Genomic DNA, 16812 nt, shown 5'->3' with positions numbered 1-16812 from the left:
CATGCCGTACCGGAAGATGCGGGCGGCCGGGGTGCCGACGCCCCTCCCGGCCAGGCGGATCAGACGCGGACCGTGCCGCCCGCGAACCCCCCGCCCACCGTGAACCCGATCACCGCGCCGCCGCCCTCCCGGCGGAAGGCGAAGGGGGCGCCGCCGTGGGCCATGGCGACCTCGCGGACGATGGAGAGGCCGAGGCCGGAGCCGGGGAGGGAGCGGGCGTCGGCGGCTCGGTAGAAGCGGTCGAAGATGCGGATCAGGTCGCCCGCGGCGATACCGGGGCCGCGGTCGAGGACCTCGACGCGGACCGTGCCCGGCCGGGCGGGGCCGGTGACGCTGATCTCGATGGGGGCCTTGCCGTCGCGGTCGAACTTGGCCGCGTTCTCGACGAGGTTGGAGACGGCCCGCTGGAGCATGCCGGGCCGGCCGTCGGTCGTCGTGTCACCGGCCGCGCGCAGGACGATCTCGCGTCCGGTACGGCGCCGGGCCAGCCCCGCCACGTCCTCCGCGATGTCGGCCAGGTCCACGTGCTGCGGGGGCTCGGTGTCGGACTGCCCGGCCGCGAGGTCGACCAGTTCGTTGACCAGGTCGGTCAGCTCGCGCGCCTCCTGGCCGAGGTCGGCGACGAGTTCGTCGCGGGTCGCGGGCGGGAGTTCGTCGATCCGGCGGAGCAGGGAGATGTTGGTGCGGAGCGAGGTCAGCGGGGTGCGGAGCTCGTGGCCCGCGTCCTGGACCAGGCGCCGCTGGTCCTCCTCCGACTGGGCGAGGCGGCCCAGCATCCGGTCGAAGGCGCGGCCCAGCCTGCCCACCTCGTCCAGTCCCGTCACCGGCACCTGAATGCCGAGCTGCCGGGTCCGGGCCACGTTCTCCGCGGCCGAGGTGAGGATCACCAGCCGGCGGGTGATCCGCCGGGCCAGCCACCAGCCGAACAGCCCGGCGGCCACCACCACGGCCGACATCAGCAGCAGGGTCCGCTGCTGGAGCGCGTTGAGCAGGTCCTCGGTGTCGCTGAACTCCTGCGCCACCTGCACCGCGCCCCGCCCGCCGCCGAGCGCGACCGTGGCGATCCGGAACAGGTCGTCACCGGCCTGTACGTCCTTGTGCTGGACCGTCTTCCCGGCCTCGGCGGCGGTGGCGGCCGCCCGGTCCGCGGCGGTGACGGGCAGCGGCGGGCTGCCGTGGTCGATGATCTCGCCCTGCGCGCCGAGCACCTGGACGTCGGTGCGTGCGGGCCGGACCAGATCGTGGTCCGACCGGGAGGAGGAGAAGTCCTCCGGCACCATCCTGTGCTGCTTGACCTCGTCCTGGACGTCGGAGACGACCTGCGTGAACACCGACTGCTCGTCGACGCGGACCAGCCGGGCCGCGGCGTTGTACGACAGGATGCCGACGACGATCGTGACGGCGGCGGTGATCGCCGCGAAGGAGACGACGAAGGTGGTCCGCAGGGAGAGGAGGCCCGGCCGGCGCCGGGCCAGCACCCGCGTGAGCCGCTCCAGCCGCCGGAGAGGGCCCACTCAGTCCTCCCGCAGCACGTAACCCACGCCCCGGACGGTGTGGATCAGCTGCGGGGCACCCGGCTCGTCGAGCTTGCGGCGCAGGTAGCCGACGTAGACGGCGAGGTTCTTGGAACCGGGGCCGAAGTCGTAGCCCCAGATGCGGTCGTAGATCGTGGAGTGGTCGAGGACGATGCCCGCGTTGCGGGCGAGCAGCTCCAGCAGTTCGAACTCGGTGCGGGTCAGCTCCAGCTCGCGCCTGCCGCGCCAGGCCCGGCGGGCCTGGAGGTCCATCCGCAGGCCGGCCGCCTCGACCTGCCGGTCGGAGACCTGCGGCTCCCGGCCGGGCTCGGCGGCGCCACCGCCACCGCCGCCGCCACTGCCACCGCCGGTGGTCACGGGCAGGGTCCGGCGCAGCAGCGCCCGCAGCCGGGCGAAGACCTCTTCCACGTCGAAGGGCTTGACGACGTAGTCGTCGGCGCCGGCGTCCAGTCCCGCGATCCGGTCGGCGGTCTCCACCAGCGCGGTCAGCATGAGGATCGGGGTGCGGTCCCCTTCCGCCCGCAGGACCCGGCAGACCTGGAGGCCGTCGATGCCGGGCATCATCACGTCGAGGAGGAGGACGTCCGGGCTGGTGCGGTGGGCGTGCGCCAGGGCCTCCACACCGTCCGCGACCGCCGTCACCTCATAACCCTCCAGGGTGAGGGCCCGCTCAAGGGCGTGGCGGATGGCGCGGTCGTCTTCGGCGAGCAGCACAGTCTGGGGCACCTCACCAGTCTGCCAAGGCCTCCGGCGGTTCTGCCGTGGTGAGCGGGCCTACGATCACCCTTTTTACCTGCCTCTCACCGTCACAGAGGCAACCGGGCGTGGCGATTCGGGTCCGGGTGGGTGGGCGCCGAAGAGTGCTGGGCGCGGGCCGGTGGGGGTTGCTCGCGCAGTTCCCCGCGCCCCTGAAGGACATAGCTGCGGGCTGGCGTGCCGCAGGGCGGCACGGGTGGGCGCTGGGGTCCCCCCTCTGGGGGAGGCACCCTGCCAGCGCCGGCAAGCGTCCCCACCCCCCGCCGCGGCCCACCTCAGCTCGCGGCCAACCTCGCCAGCTGCTCCGCGAACGGTACGACCGGCAGAGCCTCGGGCTCCTCCCGCCCGGCCCGGCTCAGCCCCTGCATCAGTCCCGCCAGCTCCCCCGCCGCCCGCTCGACCCGGCCCTCCAGGCCCTCCGCTCCCCAGTCCTCCGACGCCGCGTACACGCCCGTCGGCACGACCACCGCCCGCAGGTACGCGAACATCGGCCGCAGCGCGTGCTCCAGCACCAGCGAGTGCCGTGCCGTACCCCCGGTCGCCGCGATCAGCACCGGCTTCCCCGCCAGCGCGTCCTTGTCGAGCACGTCGAAGAACGACTTGAACAGCCCGCTGTAGGAGGCCGTGAACACCGGCGTGACCGCGATCAGGCCATCCGCCTCGGTCACCGCCTCCAGGGCGGCCGCGAGCTTGCGCCCGGGGAACCCGTTGGTGAAGTTGTGCGCGATCTCGACCGCGAGGTCGCGCAGCTCCACCACCTCCAGCTCGACCTCGGCCTCGGCCTGCCGGCCCACGGCCGCCGCCAGCCGGTCGGCCAGCAGCCGCGTGGACGACGGCACGCTCAGCCCCGCCGAGACGACGACGAGCTTCATGCCCCGACCTCCTTCTTGTCCGAAGCCTTCTCCGCGGCCTTCTCCGCGGCCTTCTCCGCGGCCTTCTCCGCGGCCTTCTCCTCAGCGGCGGCGGCCAGCAGCGACGCGTGCGTCGGCGCCTCCGGGACGTCCGCCGGGCGGCCCTTCGCGAACTCCTTGCGCAGCACCGGCACGACCTCCTCGCCGAGCATGTCGAGCTGCTCCAGGACCGTCTTCAGCGGCAGCCCCGCGTGGTCCATCAGGAACAGCTGGCGCTGGTAGTCGCCCGCGTACTCGCGGAAGCCCAGCGTCTTCTCGATCACCTGCTGCGGCGAGCCCACCGTCAGCGGCGTCTGGTCGGTGAAGTCCTCCAGCGAGGGCCCGTGCCCGTAGACCGGCGCGTTGTCGAAGTACGGCCGGAACTCGCGCACCGCGTCCTGCGAGTTCTTCCGCATGAACACCTGGCCGCCGAGCCCGACGATCGCCTGCTCGGGCGTGCCGTGCCCGTAGTGCGCGAACCGCTTCCGGTAGAACTCGACCATCCGCTTGGTGTGGTCGGCGGGCCAGAAGATGTTGTTGTGGAAGAAGCCGTCGCCGTAGTAGGCGGCCTGCTCGGCTATCTCCGGCGAGCGGATCGAGCCGTGCCAGACGAACGGCGGCACGTCGTCCATCGGCCGCGGGGTGGAGGTGAAGCCCTGCAGAGGGGTGCGGAACTTGCCCTCCCAGTCGACGACGTCCTCGCGCCACAGCCGGCGCAGCAGGGCGTAGTTCTCGATGGCGAGGTTGATGCCCTCGCGGATGTCCTGCCCGAACCAGGGGTAGACCGGCCCGGTGTTGCCGCGGCCCATCATCAGGTCCACCCGGCCGTCGGCCAGGTGCTGGAGCATCGCGAAGTCCTCGGCGATCTTCACCGGGTCGTTGGTGGTGATGAGGGTGGTGGAGGTGGAGAGGATCAGCTTCTCCGTCTGCGCGGCGACGTAACCGAGCATGGTGGTCGGCGACGACGGCACGAACGGCGGGTTGTGGTGCTCACCCGTCGCGAACACGTCCAGGCCGACCTCCTCGGCCTTCAGCGCGATCGCGACCATCGCCTTGATGCGCTCCCGCTCGCTCGGCGTCCGGCCCGTAGTGGGGTCCGGCGTGACATCGCCGACCGTGAAGATCCCGAACTGCATGCTCGCTCACCCTCCAGGTTGTTTACGATTCAACTATACCTGCAGAACGAGACCCCACCGCCACCTATTCCCCGGCCCCCGCCGCCACCTGTTCCCCCGCCCCCGCCGCCCCTGTTTCCGTTATCCGCGGCATCCGTCCCGGTCTCCGCTACGAAAGCCCACGCCCGTGGGAACGGACAGGAGTCTTGTGACATGCACCGCCGACGCCGACGCCGCCGGTACTCCGGCCTGGCCGCCACCGCCGCCGTAGTCCTCACGTGCCTCGCCCTGGTGACCGGCGTGGTGCTGGCCCGTATGCAGTCGGGCCCCGCATCGGCACCCCGCGCCGTCGCCGCCGACCCCCCGGCCACGCCCCGTGCGACGGCCACCGCCTCCCCCCTCGGCAGCCCCTCCCCCAAGACCTCGCCGTCCCGCTCGGCGAGCCCGCACACCACGCCCCGCGCCTCCCCCGCCGCCAAGGCCTCCTCGTCGCGCCCGGCGAAGCAGCCGGCCGCCGCCGGGACCCCCGGCAAACGCACCATCACCCTCGTCAACCGGCTCGACCAGACCATCTGGCCGGCCATCGCCGCCGACCCCAAACACCCGGTCGAGGCCACCGGCTGGGTCCTGCGCCCCGGCGCCAGCCTCAGCTTCACCATCCCCGACCACTGGGACGTCCGCCTCTGGGCCCGCACCGGCTGCTCCTTCGACGCCGCCGGCGACGGCGACTGCCTGACCGGCGGCTGCGGCCACTTCCAGTGCGGCTCGACCTGGGGCGAATTCCCCTCCACCCTCGCCGAGTTCAACCTGAACGCCTGGAACGGCATGGACTTCTACGACGTCAGCCTGGTCGAGGGCAACAACCTGCCCATGTGGATCAACAGTTACGGCGGCACGTCGAAGGACAAGATCGACGCCAACGGGTGCTCCGCCGCCGGCTGCACCCGGGACGCCAACGCCACCTGCCCCGCCAAGCTCCAGCGCGTCCGCGACGGCCGTGTCGTCGCCTGTCTCAGCGCCTGCCTGGTCTTCAACACCGACCAGACCTGCTGCACCGGCGACTACGCCGCCCGCCCCCAGTGCGTCCCGTCCTCCTGGCCGGTCGACTCGGCCAAGGTCTTCAAGGCGGCCGAGCCCTTCGCCTACTCCTACGTCAACGACGACGCGACCAGCGTGCTCACCTGCTCCGGAGAGTGCGGCTACCGCGTCACCTGGGGCGTGAGCCCGTAAGCGGGTGGACTGCCCCGGAGGGGCCGGTGCCACGACGACGGCACCGGCCCCTCCGCTCCGCGCGGCCGCTCAGCGCGCCGTCTGGAAGGCCCGGCCGGCCGCCGTGGCCGCCGAACCGCTCGTGAAGAGCCCACTGCTCGGCTTCGCCGGGTCCGCGCCGAGCCCGAACCACGCGTACCGCTGCACGTACGGCAGCGCGTCGAGCGCCTTCGTGGACGCGGTGACGAAGTCCGCCTGCTGCTGCGCGGACGGGAACCGGGTCCCCTGCGAGAAGTCGATCAACGCGTACTCGGTGAGCCAGATCGGCTTGTGGTACCGCGCGTACACGGCCGCCAGGTACGAGGTCAGCTGCTGCACGGCCTGCGGGGTGCGGAAGTCACCGCCGTACCAGTGCAAGGTGATGAAGTCGACCCGGTACCCCTTCGCCTTCGCCCCGGACATGAACCGGTCCAGCCAGCCGCCGGCCGTGTCCCCGCCGTACGCAACCGCCGGGCTGCCCAGCACCTTGCCCGCCGCCATCAGCTTCGGCCACAGCCCCAGCGCCTGGTCGACCGTCATGTTCGACTGCTGCGCCATGTCGGGTTCGTTGAAGCCCAGGAGGTACGGCCCCTCGGCCCGCGCCTGTGCCAGCGCCGCGTCGGTGACGGAGGCGGCGCCCCAGATCATCGGCACGAAGGAGGCCGAGGACGGGGTCGTCACGCCCTGGTGCTGGGTGTTCCAGGTGTAGTACCAGCTCGCCCCGCTCGCGGCGAGCGCCTGGCTCACGCCGTTGAACGTCCATACGCCGACGCCCTTCTTGGCGCCGGAGGCCACCTGCACCGGAGCCGCGGTGTGCTTCGAGGGGGTCGGCTTGGCGGACGGTTTCGGGGACGCGCTGCGGGTGGCGGACGAGGAAGGAGAAGGGGAGGCGGAGTGCGTCGGGCTCGGGCTCGGGGACGCGACGGCCACCGGCGTCGGCGGCGGGGCCGTGTCCGCGGCCGGCGCGGACGGGCCCGCCGTCATCCGGGCCGCGACCAGCGCGACGGCCGCCACGACCGCGACCGCCGCCGAACCACCCACGACCGCCTGCTTGCCCACGAGCTGCCTGCCCACCCGCTTGCCCGCACGCCCGTGCCGGCCCCGCGGAAGCCGCCCCCCGCCACCGGAATCGGCGGCCCCGGTCGCATGGGGCGCGGTTGCATGGGGCGCAGTGACATGGGCCAGCACCCGTGCCGGGTCGAGGCCGGCCGGTACGGCCACCAGCGGCAGGCCGCTCAGCAGCCGGTCCATCGGCAGCAGCCCCCGGTCCAGGCCCGCGCACACCCCACAGCCCCGTATGTGACGGCCGAACCGCTTGCGCCACAGCGGACTCGGCGTGCCGTCCCACGGCACGGCGATCCCGTCCAGCTCGGCGCAGCGCGGGTCCGCCACCAGCCCCCGCACCACACACCGCGAGACCTCCATCTGCTTCTTCATCCGCTGCACCCGCACCGCGGCATGCCGGTCGGACAGCCCCAGCGCACCGGCGAGTTCGGCGCGCTCCAGGTCGCCGGTCTCCTCCAGCCACCACAGGGACAGCAGCTCCTGGTCGTCCGGGTCGAGCCAGCGCGTCGCCTCCGCGACCTCCCGGCGCTGCTCGGTCAGGCCCAGCCGCAGGATGGTCAGCCCGGCGAAGTCGAGCGCCGGGTCGGTGATCGTCTCCGCGTCGTCCAGATGGGCCCGGCGGTCCCGGTCCGTGGCCCGCGACTGCTCCCGGTTGCGCACCTGCCGGATCGTGATGGCGACGAGCCACGACCGGAACGCGGACGGGTCCCGCAGCTTCTCCAGCCCCCGCACCATGCGCAACAGCGTCTCCTGTACGACGTCGTCGACATCGGCATGACCGTTCAGGGCCCGGCCGACGATGTTGTAGACCAGCGGCAGACACGCGGTCACGAGGTGTTCCAGGGCCGCTCTGTCCCCCGCGCGGGCGGCCGTCACGACGCCGGGGTCGGGTCCGCTCCGATGGTTCTCGGTCATGTGGGTCTGTTCCTCCGCGCAGAGTCCGGCTGTCGGAACGGAGACCCCGCGCACGACGCGGGGACAACAGAAAAACCGGCGAGTCGGCTTCGCGATTTATGTTGTACGGCCCTCGTCGAGGAGGTCACCGAAAGGCAGGCACACATCAGGCACCGCCCGAGGAAGGCACCAGGATGGCACGAGTACGCAGGAGACACGGCGCGAGACCACCGCGACGCCGCTGGTGGTACGCCGGCGCGGCCGCCCTCGCGACGACCGCCACCGTAATCGTCACCTACGGCATGTGGACACCCGCCGGAACCCCCACCGCGGCCCCGGACCGGCAGACGGCCGCGGCCCTCCCCTCCGGCCGGTCGGACGCCGCGCTCGCCTCGTCACCGTCGTCGTCGCCGTCGCCGAGCCACAGCGCCTCCCCCTCCGCGTCCGCCCGCCCCAAGCCGTCGGCATCGGCCTCGGCCCCGGCGAAGACCCCGGCCAGGCCGACGACCACCGCCCAGGCCGGGCAGCCCACCACCGCCCCCGCCGGCAAACGCCTGATCACCGTCGTCAACAAGACCCAGAAGACGGTGTGGGCGGTCGTCACCAACACCTCCGTCTACCCGGCGGGCCGCAAGCTCGCCCCCGGCCAGAGCCTCTCGGTGACCGTCGCGAACAACTGGGGCGGCCGCATCTGGGGCCGCACCGGATGCACCGGCACGGCGGCGGGCCCCTGCGCCTCCGGCGACTGCACCAGCGTCTGCAACGGCGGCAACCCGCCCACCACCCTCGGCGAGTTCACCTTCGACGCCTACGCGGGCATGGACTTCTACGACGTGAGCATGGTCGACGGCTCCAACCTGCCCATGTACATCAACGTCTCGCACACCACGACCACCGACCCGGTCAGCGCCTCCGGCTGCTACCAGGGCACCTGCACCACGGACGTCAACTGTCCCAAGGCCATGCAGGCCCTCTCCGGCGGTCAGGAGATCGGCTGCAAACCGCCCTGCGCGGCGTTCGGCGGCGACACCTACTGCTGCCGCGGCGCCTGGGCGGGCCGCGACAACTGCGTCCCCTCCAAGTGGCCGGTCGACTACACCCAGGTCTTCAAGCGCGCCGAACCCTACGCCTACTCCTACGCCTTCGACGACGGGGCGACCATGCCCTGCAAGGGCGCCTGCTACTACCGGGTGACCTTCGGGACGACGGCCGGCTCCACCTGAGCACGGCGGGCGGCGGCGGAGCGCCAGGCTCCGAGGCGCGTGCCCCCGAGGCGCGGTCACCCGGGGCGCGGTCACCCGTTCACCCGGACGGCCCGCGCTCGGGGGACACGCCGACAGGTCTCCTCGACGCTTGAATCCCGGGCGTCGCCCGACGCTCCCGCACCGAAGGACCGGTATGCACATATCCCGTGTCTCCCGCGAGTACCGCAAGCACCGCCGCACCGTGAAGGCCGCCCGCTGGGGTGCGGCGCTGCTGGCACTGTCGGGGACCACCTCCGTCCTGGTCCCCATGACGGCACAGGCCGGCGGTCCGTCCGGCGACCCCGGCCGCGAGAAGCCCACCATCGTGCTCCTCCACGGCGCCTTCGCCGACGCGTCGAGCTGGAACGGTGTCGTGCAACGGCTCCAGCAGAACGGCTACACGGTGGCCGCACCGGCCAACCCGCTCCGCGGTGTTGCCCAGGACTCGGCCTACCTCGCGAGTTTCCTGAAGTCCGTCACGGGACCGATCATCCTGGTCGGCCACTCCTACGCCGGAGAGGTGATCTCGCAGGCCGCCGTCGGAAACGACAACGTCAAGGCCCTCGTCTACATCAACGCGATCATGCCCGACAAGGGAGAGTCGCAGGCCACCCTCGCCGCGAAGTTCGCTCCCGCCCCCCTCACCAAGGCCCTGAAGCAGGTCCCCTTCCGCAACGGCGACGGCACCACCGGCACGGACGTGTACATACAGCCGGACAAACTGCGCCAGGTCTTCGCCGCGGACCTGCCCACGAGCCAGACCACCGTCATGGCGGCCACCCAGCGCCCGATCGCGATGTCGGCGTTCGGGGACAAGCTCACCGGCGCCGCCTGGCGGACCAAACCCGTGTACGCCCTTGTCGGCAGGCAGGACCGAGCGATCAACCCGGCCCTGGAGCTGTTCGAGGCGAAACGCGCGAAGGCCCGGAAGACCGTGGAGATCGACTCCTCGCACGTGTCCCTCGTCTCCCACCCGCAGGCGGTCAAGGACCTGATTGTCAACGCCGCCGAGGACTACACGTGGAAGAAATAGGGCGGGGCACCCAGGGCCGTGGTGCCTAGGCCCGCTCGAAGGTGCCGTACATCGTCGCCCGCGCGATCGCGTGGCTGAACAGGAGGAAGTCGAGGTAGGCAGGGGTCGTCGACTCCGACACCTCCAGTTCCTCGGCGTCGACGGCATGCACCACGAGGAAGTAGCGGTCCGGGCCGTTGCCCGGCGGAGTCGCCGGACCGAGATATCTCCGGTAGCCGGCGTCGTTGGCCAGTGTCACCGCCGCGCCGGGCAGCTGCCCGCCGTCTCCCGCTCCGGCCGGAAGGCCGGTCACGGAGGCGGGCAGGTTGGCCACGGCCCAGTGCCAGAATCCCGAGGCGGTGGGCACGTCGGGGTCGAACATCGCCACCGTGAAACTCCGCGTCTCCTCGGGAAAACCGGACCAGCTCAGCTGCGGCGAGATGTCCGACCCGCCGGCACCGAGAATGCCGCTCACCTGCTCGCGGGCCAGTTCCCCACCATTGGCCACGGATTCCGAGGCCACCGAGAAGGCCCTGATCGGCGGCAGGAAATCGTAAGGACCATAGGGTCTGATCATGGCAATTCCTCGACACCGTCGGTTTGCCGCACCTCAGGAAAACACGTCACAACCATACCCGTCACCGGAATGACCGGCGCATTTCCCGCACGGCGGCCACGGGTTGCGGCCTCCGGAATACCCGCCCAGACTTGATGGGCACATTTGAACGTATCCCGGAAACATGTCCCGGAGGAGCGTCCCATGGCCAAGATCCTGTGTGTGGTGACCGGCGCGAGCTACTGGACCCTCAAGGACGGGCACCGACATCCCACCGGCTACTGGGCCGAGGAGTTCGTGGCCCCGTACAGCGTGTTCACCGACGCCGGACACGAGGTCACCGTGGCGACCCCGCACGGAGTCGTACCCGTGGTGGACACGATGAGCCTGCGGCCCCGGATGGCGGGCGGCGAGGAGAACGCCCTCCGTGAGGAGGCCGTCATCGAGGACGCGGAGGAGCTGCGGTACGCCGTCCCCCTCACGGACATCCGCCTGGAGGACTACGACGCGGTCTACTACCCCGGCGGCCACGGCCCGATGGAGGACCTCTCGGCCGACCCGGACTCCGGCGCGCTGCTGCGGGAGGCGCTCGCCTCCGGCCGTCCGCTCGGCATCGTCTGCCACGCCCCCGCCGCCATCCTGGCCACCCGTGACGCGAACGGTGACACACCCTTCGCGAACTACCGGCTGACGGGCTTCTGCAACGAGGAGGAGGCCGGTGTCGGTTTCGCCGACAAGGCCAAGTGGCTGCTGGAGGACGAGCTGAAGAAGCTGCCCACCGAGTATTCGCGGGGTCCCGCCTGGGAGCCCTACACGGTCGTGGACCGCAATCTCTTCACCGGGCAGAACCCCGCGTCCTCCGGCCCGCTCGCCCAGGAGCTCATAGCGGCACTGCCGTGAGTCAGCCGTGAGTCACTGGAAGACGATGACCTGGCGTCCGACGACGTCACCCCGGCCCAGGGCGTCCAGGTTCTCGTTGATGTCCTCCAGGGCCACCTTGGTCACGTTGTGTCTGACGAGGCCGGCCTCGGCGAGCGAGAGCACCTCGACGAGGTCCAGGTGGTTGCCCCAGAACGAGCCGAGGTAGGACAGCTCGGTGCCCACGAACGGGAACTGCCGGTGCTCGACGCGCTGGCTCATCAGACCGACGGCCACCAGCGCGCCCTCGGGGCCCAGCAGGTCGAAGCCCATGGAGATGGACGATTCGCTGCCGACGCAGTCCAGGATGGCGTGGATCGTCCGGCGGCCGGTCAGCCTCTCCAGTTCGTCCTGGATGGCCTCCGTGGACTTGTTGCGCACGTTGATCCCGTGGTCCGCGCCGTTCTCCCTCGCCACGTCCAGCTTGCTGTCCGTCCGCGCGAGCGCCACCACGGTCGCACCGCCGCCGAGCAGCTTCGCGTACTGGATCGCGTAGCTGCCCAGCCCGCCGATGCCCGTGACCGCGACGGTCCGGCCGGGGCCGAGCTTGCCGGCGTCGCGGAGCTTGCGCATCCCCCGGTACGGGGTCATGCCCGCGTCGGTCATCGGAGCGAGGAGCTCCGGCGCCCGCGCGGCCTCCTCCGAGACCGGGATCGCGTGCCGGCACTCCACGGCCATGTACTCGGCGAAACCGCCCGGCGGACCGAAGCCCACCCACCGGCCGGCGCCGCTGCACAGCTGTTCGTTGCCCTCCCGGCACTGCCGGCACGTGCCGTCCCCCCAGCTGGGGTTGACCACGACCATGTCGCCCTCGGAGTAGCCCACCGACGGGGGCACCTCGGCGCCGAATCCCGCCACCCGGCCCGTGACCTCGTGACCGGGGATGTAGGGCAGGTCCACCGGGAACGGTCCCTCGAAGTAGCCGTTGAGGAGCTGGTAGTCGCTTCGGCACATGCCGGTCGCGGCGACCTTCAGGAGTATCTCTTCCGGCCCGGGCTCGGGCACCGGGACCTCTTCGATCCGAAGGGGTTCCTTGTATCCGTGCATCCGGGCCGCTCGCATCTGCGTCATGGGTGTCTCACTCTCGCCGACCGGCGGAAAAGCGGCTCGGCGCGCGCGACACGGGCAGGAAACGGGTCCCGGCGCCGGTCACCGCGGCCGCCGCTTCGGACCCCACCATGGTCGCGCGCCCGCGCCTGCCACGCATCCGGTGCCGCCGCATCCATTGGTGGTACAAATGGGTGAATTGCTGGACTTGTCAGCCGGTCATACGGTGGATTCATGGCTATCGCAACGACGAGTCCGGTGACCGGTGAGGTCCTCAGGAGGTTCGACGAACTGACCCCCGAGGAACTCGAGGACAAGCTCGCCCGGGCGGCGGCAGCGGCCGCCTCGTACCGGCTGACGAGCGTCGAGCAGCGAGCGGAGTGGCTGCACCATGCCGCCGACCGCCTGGAGAAGGAGGTCGAGAGCGTCAGCGAAATGATCACCACCGAGATGGGCAAGACCTTCCGGGCGGCGGAGCAGGAAGTGGTCAAGTGCGTGCACGGGCTGCGTTTCTACGCCGCGGAGGGCCCCGCGTTCCTGCGGGACCTGGAGGGCGACGGCGAACGGGTGGGCGCGCAGCAGACGTTCGTCACGTACCAGCCGATCGGTGTCGTCCTCGCGGTGATGCCGTGGAACCTGCCGCTGTGGCAGGCCATGCGGTTCGCCGCACCCGCGCTCACGGCGGGCAACGTCGGCCTGCTCAAGCACGCCTCGAACGTGCCGCAGTGCGCCCTGTTCCTGGAGGAGCTCTTCCGCGAGGCAGGCTTCCCGGACGACGTGTTCCAGACCCTGCTGATCTCCTCGGGGCGGGTCGAACAGGTACTGCGCGACCCGCGGGTGGCCGGCGCGACCCTGACCGGCAGCGAACCGGCCGGACGGTCGGTGGCCGCCATCGCCGGCGACGAGATCAAGAAGGTGGTCCTCGAACTCGGCGGCTCCGACCCCTTCATCGTCATGCCCTCCACGAACCTCGACCGGGCCACCGACGTCGCGGTCAGGGCGCGGACCCTGAACAACGGGCAGTCCTGCATCAACGGGAAACGCTTCTACGTGCACGAGGCCATCGGTGACGCGTTCATCGAGATGTTCGTGGCCAAGATGGGGGCACTGGTGGTCGGCGACCCGATGGACGCGGGCACCGACGTCGGACCGCTGGCCACCGAGTCCGGCCGGCAGGACGTGGAGTCCTACGTCGACGACGCCGTCGCCAAGGGCGCGACCGTACTGCTGGGCGGCGAACGCCCCGGCGGACCCGGCTGGTTCTACCCGCCCACCGTCCTGACCGGCATCACCCCGCAGATGCGGATGTACCACGAGGAGGTCTTCGGCCCCGTGGCACAGGTGTGGACGGTCTCCTCCCTGGAGGAAGCCCTGCGGGAGGCCAACGGCCACCCCTACGGCCTCGGATCGAACCTGTGGAGCGAGGACGAGGCCGAACGCGAGCTGTTCGTCCGCGACATCCAGTCCGGCATGGCCTTCATCAACGGCAACACCACCAGTTACCCCGAGATCCCCTTCGGTGGCGTCAAACGCAGCGGCTACGGACGCGAGTTGTCCGACCTCGGCATGCGGGAGTTCATGAACGCCAAGACCGTCTGGATCGGGAAGAACGCCGCCTGAACCGGACGGGCCGGACAGCTGAGGGAGGCACGATGACCCGAGCCGGCCTGGCCGCCGCGCGTTCCAGCACGGCGCAAATCGCCGAGATCGTCCCCCAGGTGGACGACGGCCAGTGGGAGCTGCCGTCCGCCTGCGCCGGCTGGCGCGTCATCGACGTGGTGGCCCACCTCGCGGCGCTCGCCTCCGAGGCCGTGGACCCGCCACCGCCCGACCCCACGCTGCCGAAGAACCGCGAGCGCTACCACGACCTGCGCGTCGACGAACGCCGCGGCCTCGGCCACGCCGAGGTCCTCGCCGAGTGGCGGCACAGCACCCCCCGCCAACTGGACCTCCTGGCGGCGGCCCAGGAACCCCCGGGGGCCGACGAACCCGTCGAGGTCCCCGGGCTCGGCACCTATCCCCGCCATCTCCTCGCGAACACCATGGCGTTCAACGTCTTCTGCCACCTCCGCAACGACCTGCTCGCCCCGGACGGCCCGCTCCCGCTCACCCTGCCGGAACCGACCGACGACCAGGTCGCCCCCGCCGTCGACTTCATGCTCGCCGGCCTCCCCCAGATGCAGGGACCCGAACTCACCGCCACCGTCCGCCGCCCCCTCGTCCTCGACCTGACCGGCCCCGGCGCGACCACCGTCACCGTCCACCCCGCGACCACTACGGACGGCCACCTGACCGTGACACCCGGCGCGGACGCCCCCACCCGGGTGCACAGCACGGCACTCGACTTCATCGCCTGGGCCACCACCCGCACACCCTGGCGCGACCACTGCCGCATCACGGGCGACCCGGCCGACGCCACCCCGTTCCTCGACCGCCTCGACATCATCTGACCCGGAACCATCCGCACCATCCGTTTCAGAACGCGTACGGATCCCCCGTCGCGAGCACCAGCACCCCCTGCCTGTCGTTCGTACGGTCCTGGTCCACCGCGCCCCCGCCCCACACCACGTCCACCGCCAGCGTCACCTCCGCCGGCCGCTCCCGCAGCCGTACCGGCACCACCAGCTGCTCCCCGGGCACCTCGACCGCCAGCGGCCCGGTGTCGCACACCACCTCCCGGTCACCGGTGCGCGCGCACCCGCCCGGCAGCTGCTGCGAGTCCGCGAGCGCCGCCGACGAGACCAGCCGCACACTGGCCCCGGTCACGCCGTCCGGCCCGTGGTTGCGCGGAGTCACCCGGACCTCCACCAGGTCCTCGCTCAGCACCGCGGACCCGTGCACCTCCAGATCGGCGCTCCCGGCCCAGGCGGTACCGCCGCCCCCCACGACCAGCACACCCACCGCCACCGCCACCGCACCGGCCACCACCGGCCCACCACGACGCTTCGCCATGCCAACCGTCCCGTCCGACTCGGGCATCCATCGTCCTGCTGTCGTACGGATGTATGCCACCCGAGCCCCGCCGCAGGCGCCCCCCATCAGGTGACACTCGCCGGGCGTGGCACGCTGCACGCATGCTGATCCTCCGCTCCGCCGCCCTGTTCGTCGTCGCCGCGTTCTTCGAGATCGGCGGCGCCTGGCTGGTCTGGCAGGGCGTGCGCGAGCACCGCGGCTGGCTCTGGGTCGCGGGCGGCATCCTCTCCCTCGGCGCCTACGGCTTCGTCGCCACCTTCCAGCCCGACGCCCACTTCGGCCGCATCCTCGCCGCGTACGGCGGCATCTTCGTCGCCGGCTCGATCCTGTGGGGCGTGGTGGCGGACGGCTACCGCCCGGACCGCTGGGACATCACGGGGGCGGCGGTCTGCCTGGCGGGAATGGCCGTGATCATGTGGGTGCCGAGAAATGGCGGCTGACCCTCGCCTACGCTGAACTGAACCGACCGCACACCGAGCATCAGGAGCACCGCATGGCCACCGCACCGTCCGCCGCTTCCCGCATCGCCGTCGTCACCGGTGCGAGCAGCGGAATCGGCGCCGCCACCGCCCGCCAGCTCGCCGCCGCCGGTTACCGCGTCGTCCTCACCGCCCGCCGGGAGGACCGTATCGAGGCCCTGGCCAAGGAGATCAACGACGCGGGCCACCAGGCCACCGCCTACCCCCTCGACGTGACGGACCGCGCGGCCGTGGACGAGTTCGCCACCGCCTTCAAGGCGGTCGCCGTCCTCGTCAACAACGCCGGCGGAGCCCTCGGCGCCGACCCGGTCGCCACCGGCGACCCGGCCGACTGGCGCACGATGTACGAGACGAACGTCATCGGCACCCTGAACCTCACCCAGGCCCTGCTCCCCAAGCTGGAGGCGAGCGGCGACGGCACGGTGGTCGTGGTCTCCTCCACCGCCGGCCACGCCACCTACGAGGGCGGCGCCGGCTACGTCGCCGCCAAGCACGGCGCCCACGTCCTCGCCGAGACCCTCCGCCTGGAGATCGTCGGCAAGCCGGTCCGGGTCATCGAGATCGCCCCCGGCATGGTCAGGACCGACGAGTTCGCGCTGACCCGCTTCGGCGGCGACGAGGAGAAGGCCGCCAAGGTCTACCAGGGCGTCGCCGAGCCCCTCACCGCGGACGACGTCGCCGACACCATCACCTGGACGGTCACCCGCCCCAGCCACGTCAACATCGACCTCCTGGTCGTCCGCCCCCGCGCCCAGGCCTCCAACACCAAGGTCCACCGGGACCTCTGATGCCGAACGAGGACGACCCCGCGGCCGCCTTCGAAAGGCAACTGGAAAAAGGCCGCCTGGAGCAGGAGACGAAGAACGAACGCCAGGTCTGGTATTTCCTGGCCTACTTCCTCTTCGGCATCCACATCATCGCGTTCGTGATGATCTACGCGGTACGGCACGCGAAGTAACTCACAAGGGTGAACACCATCGATCACCCGAACGCCACCTGAACGCCCGACCTGCGCTCGCACCACACCATCAACTCGACGGCCCTCGGCAGGGATGCAGCCCCGCCGAGGGCCTGACCAGC

At 71.5% G+C, this 16812-nt stretch carries 17 protein-coding genes; 9 read left to right on the top strand and 8 right to left on the bottom strand.

Features of this window, described 5'->3' with window-relative positions:
• Positions 1-59: 59 nt before the first annotated feature.
• The 4 genes from ABT137_RS15805 to ABT137_RS15790 form a co-directional block, all read right to left on the bottom strand.
• Entirely contained in the window at positions 60-1514 is a 1455-nt protein-coding gene (locus tag ABT137_RS15805) for a sensor histidine kinase (protein ID WP_351708505.1), read from the bottom strand.
• The gene (locus ABT137_RS15800; RefSeq protein ID WP_351708502.1) at positions 1515-2261 is read right to left on the bottom strand and encodes a response regulator transcription factor; all 747 of its coding nucleotides are present in this window, start codon (positions 2259-2261) and stop codon (positions 1515-1517) included.
• Positions 2262-2566: 305 nt separating this feature from the next.
• Positions 2567-3163, bottom strand: a complete 597-nt coding sequence (locus ABT137_RS15795) for an FMN reductase (protein WP_351708499.1) — start codon at positions 3161-3163, stop codon at positions 2567-2569.
• A complete protein-coding gene (locus ABT137_RS15790) occupies positions 3160-4317 on the bottom strand; it encodes an LLM class flavin-dependent oxidoreductase (RefSeq protein ID WP_351708496.1) in 1158 nt (385 codons plus the stop codon). Before ABT137_RS15790 ends, ABT137_RS15795 begins: the two co-directional genes overlap by 4 nt.
• A 192-nt stretch (positions 4318-4509) precedes the next feature.
• On the opposite strand from ABT137_RS15790, the gene ABT137_RS15785 reads away from it, so the two are divergent.
• Positions 4510-5526, top strand: coding sequence for a thaumatin family protein (locus tag ABT137_RS15785; RefSeq protein ID WP_351708493.1), 1017 nt, complete (start codon positions 4510-4512; stop codon positions 5524-5526).
• Between the two features lie 69 nt (positions 5527-5595).
• On the opposite strand, the gene ABT137_RS15780 is transcribed toward ABT137_RS15785, so the two are convergent.
• On the bottom strand, positions 5596-7524 hold the full coding sequence (locus ABT137_RS15780; RefSeq protein WP_351708490.1) for a sigma-70 family RNA polymerase sigma factor: 1929 nt from the start codon (positions 7522-7524) through the stop codon (positions 5596-5598).
• Positions 7525-7697: 173 nt separating this feature from the next.
• On the opposite strand from ABT137_RS15780, the gene ABT137_RS15775 reads away from it, so the two are divergent.
• Together ABT137_RS15775 and ABT137_RS15770 are read left to right on the top strand one after the other, a co-directional pair.
• On the top strand, positions 7698-8726 hold the full coding sequence (locus ABT137_RS15775; protein WP_351708488.1) for a thaumatin family protein: 1029 nt from the start codon (positions 7698-7700) through the stop codon (positions 8724-8726).
• 175 nt (positions 8727-8901) lie between these two features.
• Positions 8902-9780 carry an alpha/beta fold hydrolase gene (locus ABT137_RS15770; RefSeq protein WP_351708485.1) on the top strand — a complete coding sequence of 293 codons (879 nt, stop codon included), beginning with the start codon at positions 8902-8904 and terminating at the stop codon, positions 9778-9780.
• Between the two features lie 25 nt (positions 9781-9805).
• Here ABT137_RS15770 and ABT137_RS15765 read toward each other — a convergent pair whose 3' ends face one another.
• A complete protein-coding gene (locus tag ABT137_RS15765) occupies positions 9806-10336 on the bottom strand; it encodes a YbhB/YbcL family Raf kinase inhibitor-like protein (protein WP_351708482.1) in 531 nt (176 codons plus the stop codon).
• Between the two features lie 183 nt (positions 10337-10519).
• Between ABT137_RS15765 and ABT137_RS15760 the strand changes: the two genes are divergently transcribed.
• Positions 10520-11215 (top strand): type 1 glutamine amidotransferase domain-containing protein, encoded by a 696-nt coding sequence (locus ABT137_RS15760; protein ID WP_351708479.1) that lies wholly within the window; start codon positions 10520-10522, stop codon positions 11213-11215.
• Between the two features lie 12 nt (positions 11216-11227).
• Here the strand turns inward: ABT137_RS15760 and ABT137_RS15755 are convergent, their stop codons facing one another.
• Positions 11228-12304 (bottom strand): NAD(P)-dependent alcohol dehydrogenase, encoded by a 1077-nt coding sequence (locus ABT137_RS15755; protein WP_351708476.1) that lies wholly within the window; start codon positions 12302-12304, stop codon positions 11228-11230.
• Between the two features lie 210 nt (positions 12305-12514).
• Between ABT137_RS15755 and ABT137_RS15750 the strand changes: the two genes are divergently transcribed.
• Both ABT137_RS15750 and ABT137_RS15745 read left to right on the top strand, forming a co-directional pair.
• On the top strand, positions 12515-13900 hold the full coding sequence (locus ABT137_RS15750) for an NADP-dependent succinic semialdehyde dehydrogenase (protein ID WP_351708473.1): 1386 nt from the start codon (positions 12515-12517) through the stop codon (positions 13898-13900).
• Between the two features lie 32 nt (positions 13901-13932).
• Positions 13933-14730: a maleylpyruvate isomerase family mycothiol-dependent enzyme gene (locus ABT137_RS15745; protein ID WP_351708470.1), complete on the top strand. Its 798-nt coding sequence runs from the start codon at positions 13933-13935 to the stop codon at positions 14728-14730.
• Between the two features lie 25 nt (positions 14731-14755).
• On the opposite strand, the gene ABT137_RS15740 is transcribed toward ABT137_RS15745, so the two are convergent.
• The gene (locus ABT137_RS15740) at positions 14756-15232 is read right to left on the bottom strand and encodes a hypothetical protein (protein WP_351708467.1); all 477 of its coding nucleotides are present in this window, start codon (positions 15230-15232) and stop codon (positions 14756-14758) included.
• A 122-nt stretch (positions 15233-15354) separates the two neighbouring features.
• Between ABT137_RS15740 and ABT137_RS15735 the strand changes: the two genes are divergently transcribed.
• The 3 genes from ABT137_RS15735 to ABT137_RS15725 are packed head-to-tail and all read left to right on the top strand — an operon-like array spanning position 15355 to position 16690.
• Positions 15355-15693 (top strand): YnfA family protein, encoded by a 339-nt coding sequence (locus ABT137_RS15735; protein WP_351708464.1) that lies wholly within the window; start codon positions 15355-15357, stop codon positions 15691-15693.
• Positions 15694-15746: 53 nt separating this feature from the next.
• A complete protein-coding gene (locus ABT137_RS15730) occupies positions 15747-16520 on the top strand; it encodes an SDR family NAD(P)-dependent oxidoreductase (protein WP_351708461.1) in 774 nt (257 codons plus the stop codon).
• Positions 16520-16690 (top strand): hypothetical protein, encoded by a 171-nt coding sequence (locus tag ABT137_RS15725; RefSeq protein WP_351708458.1) that lies wholly within the window; start codon positions 16520-16522, stop codon positions 16688-16690. The genes ABT137_RS15730 and ABT137_RS15725 overlap by 1 nt, the downstream gene beginning before the upstream one ends.
• Positions 16691-16812: the final 122 nt, after the last annotated feature.

The sequence above is a fragment of the Streptomyces sp. NPDC001980 genome (assembly GCF_040296885.1).
Taxonomy (GTDB): domain Bacteria; phylum Actinomycetota; class Actinomycetes; order Streptomycetales; family Streptomycetaceae; genus Streptomyces.
Note: the sequence above shows the minus strand (reverse complement) of the source record. Positions and strands in the feature narration are given on the sequence as shown.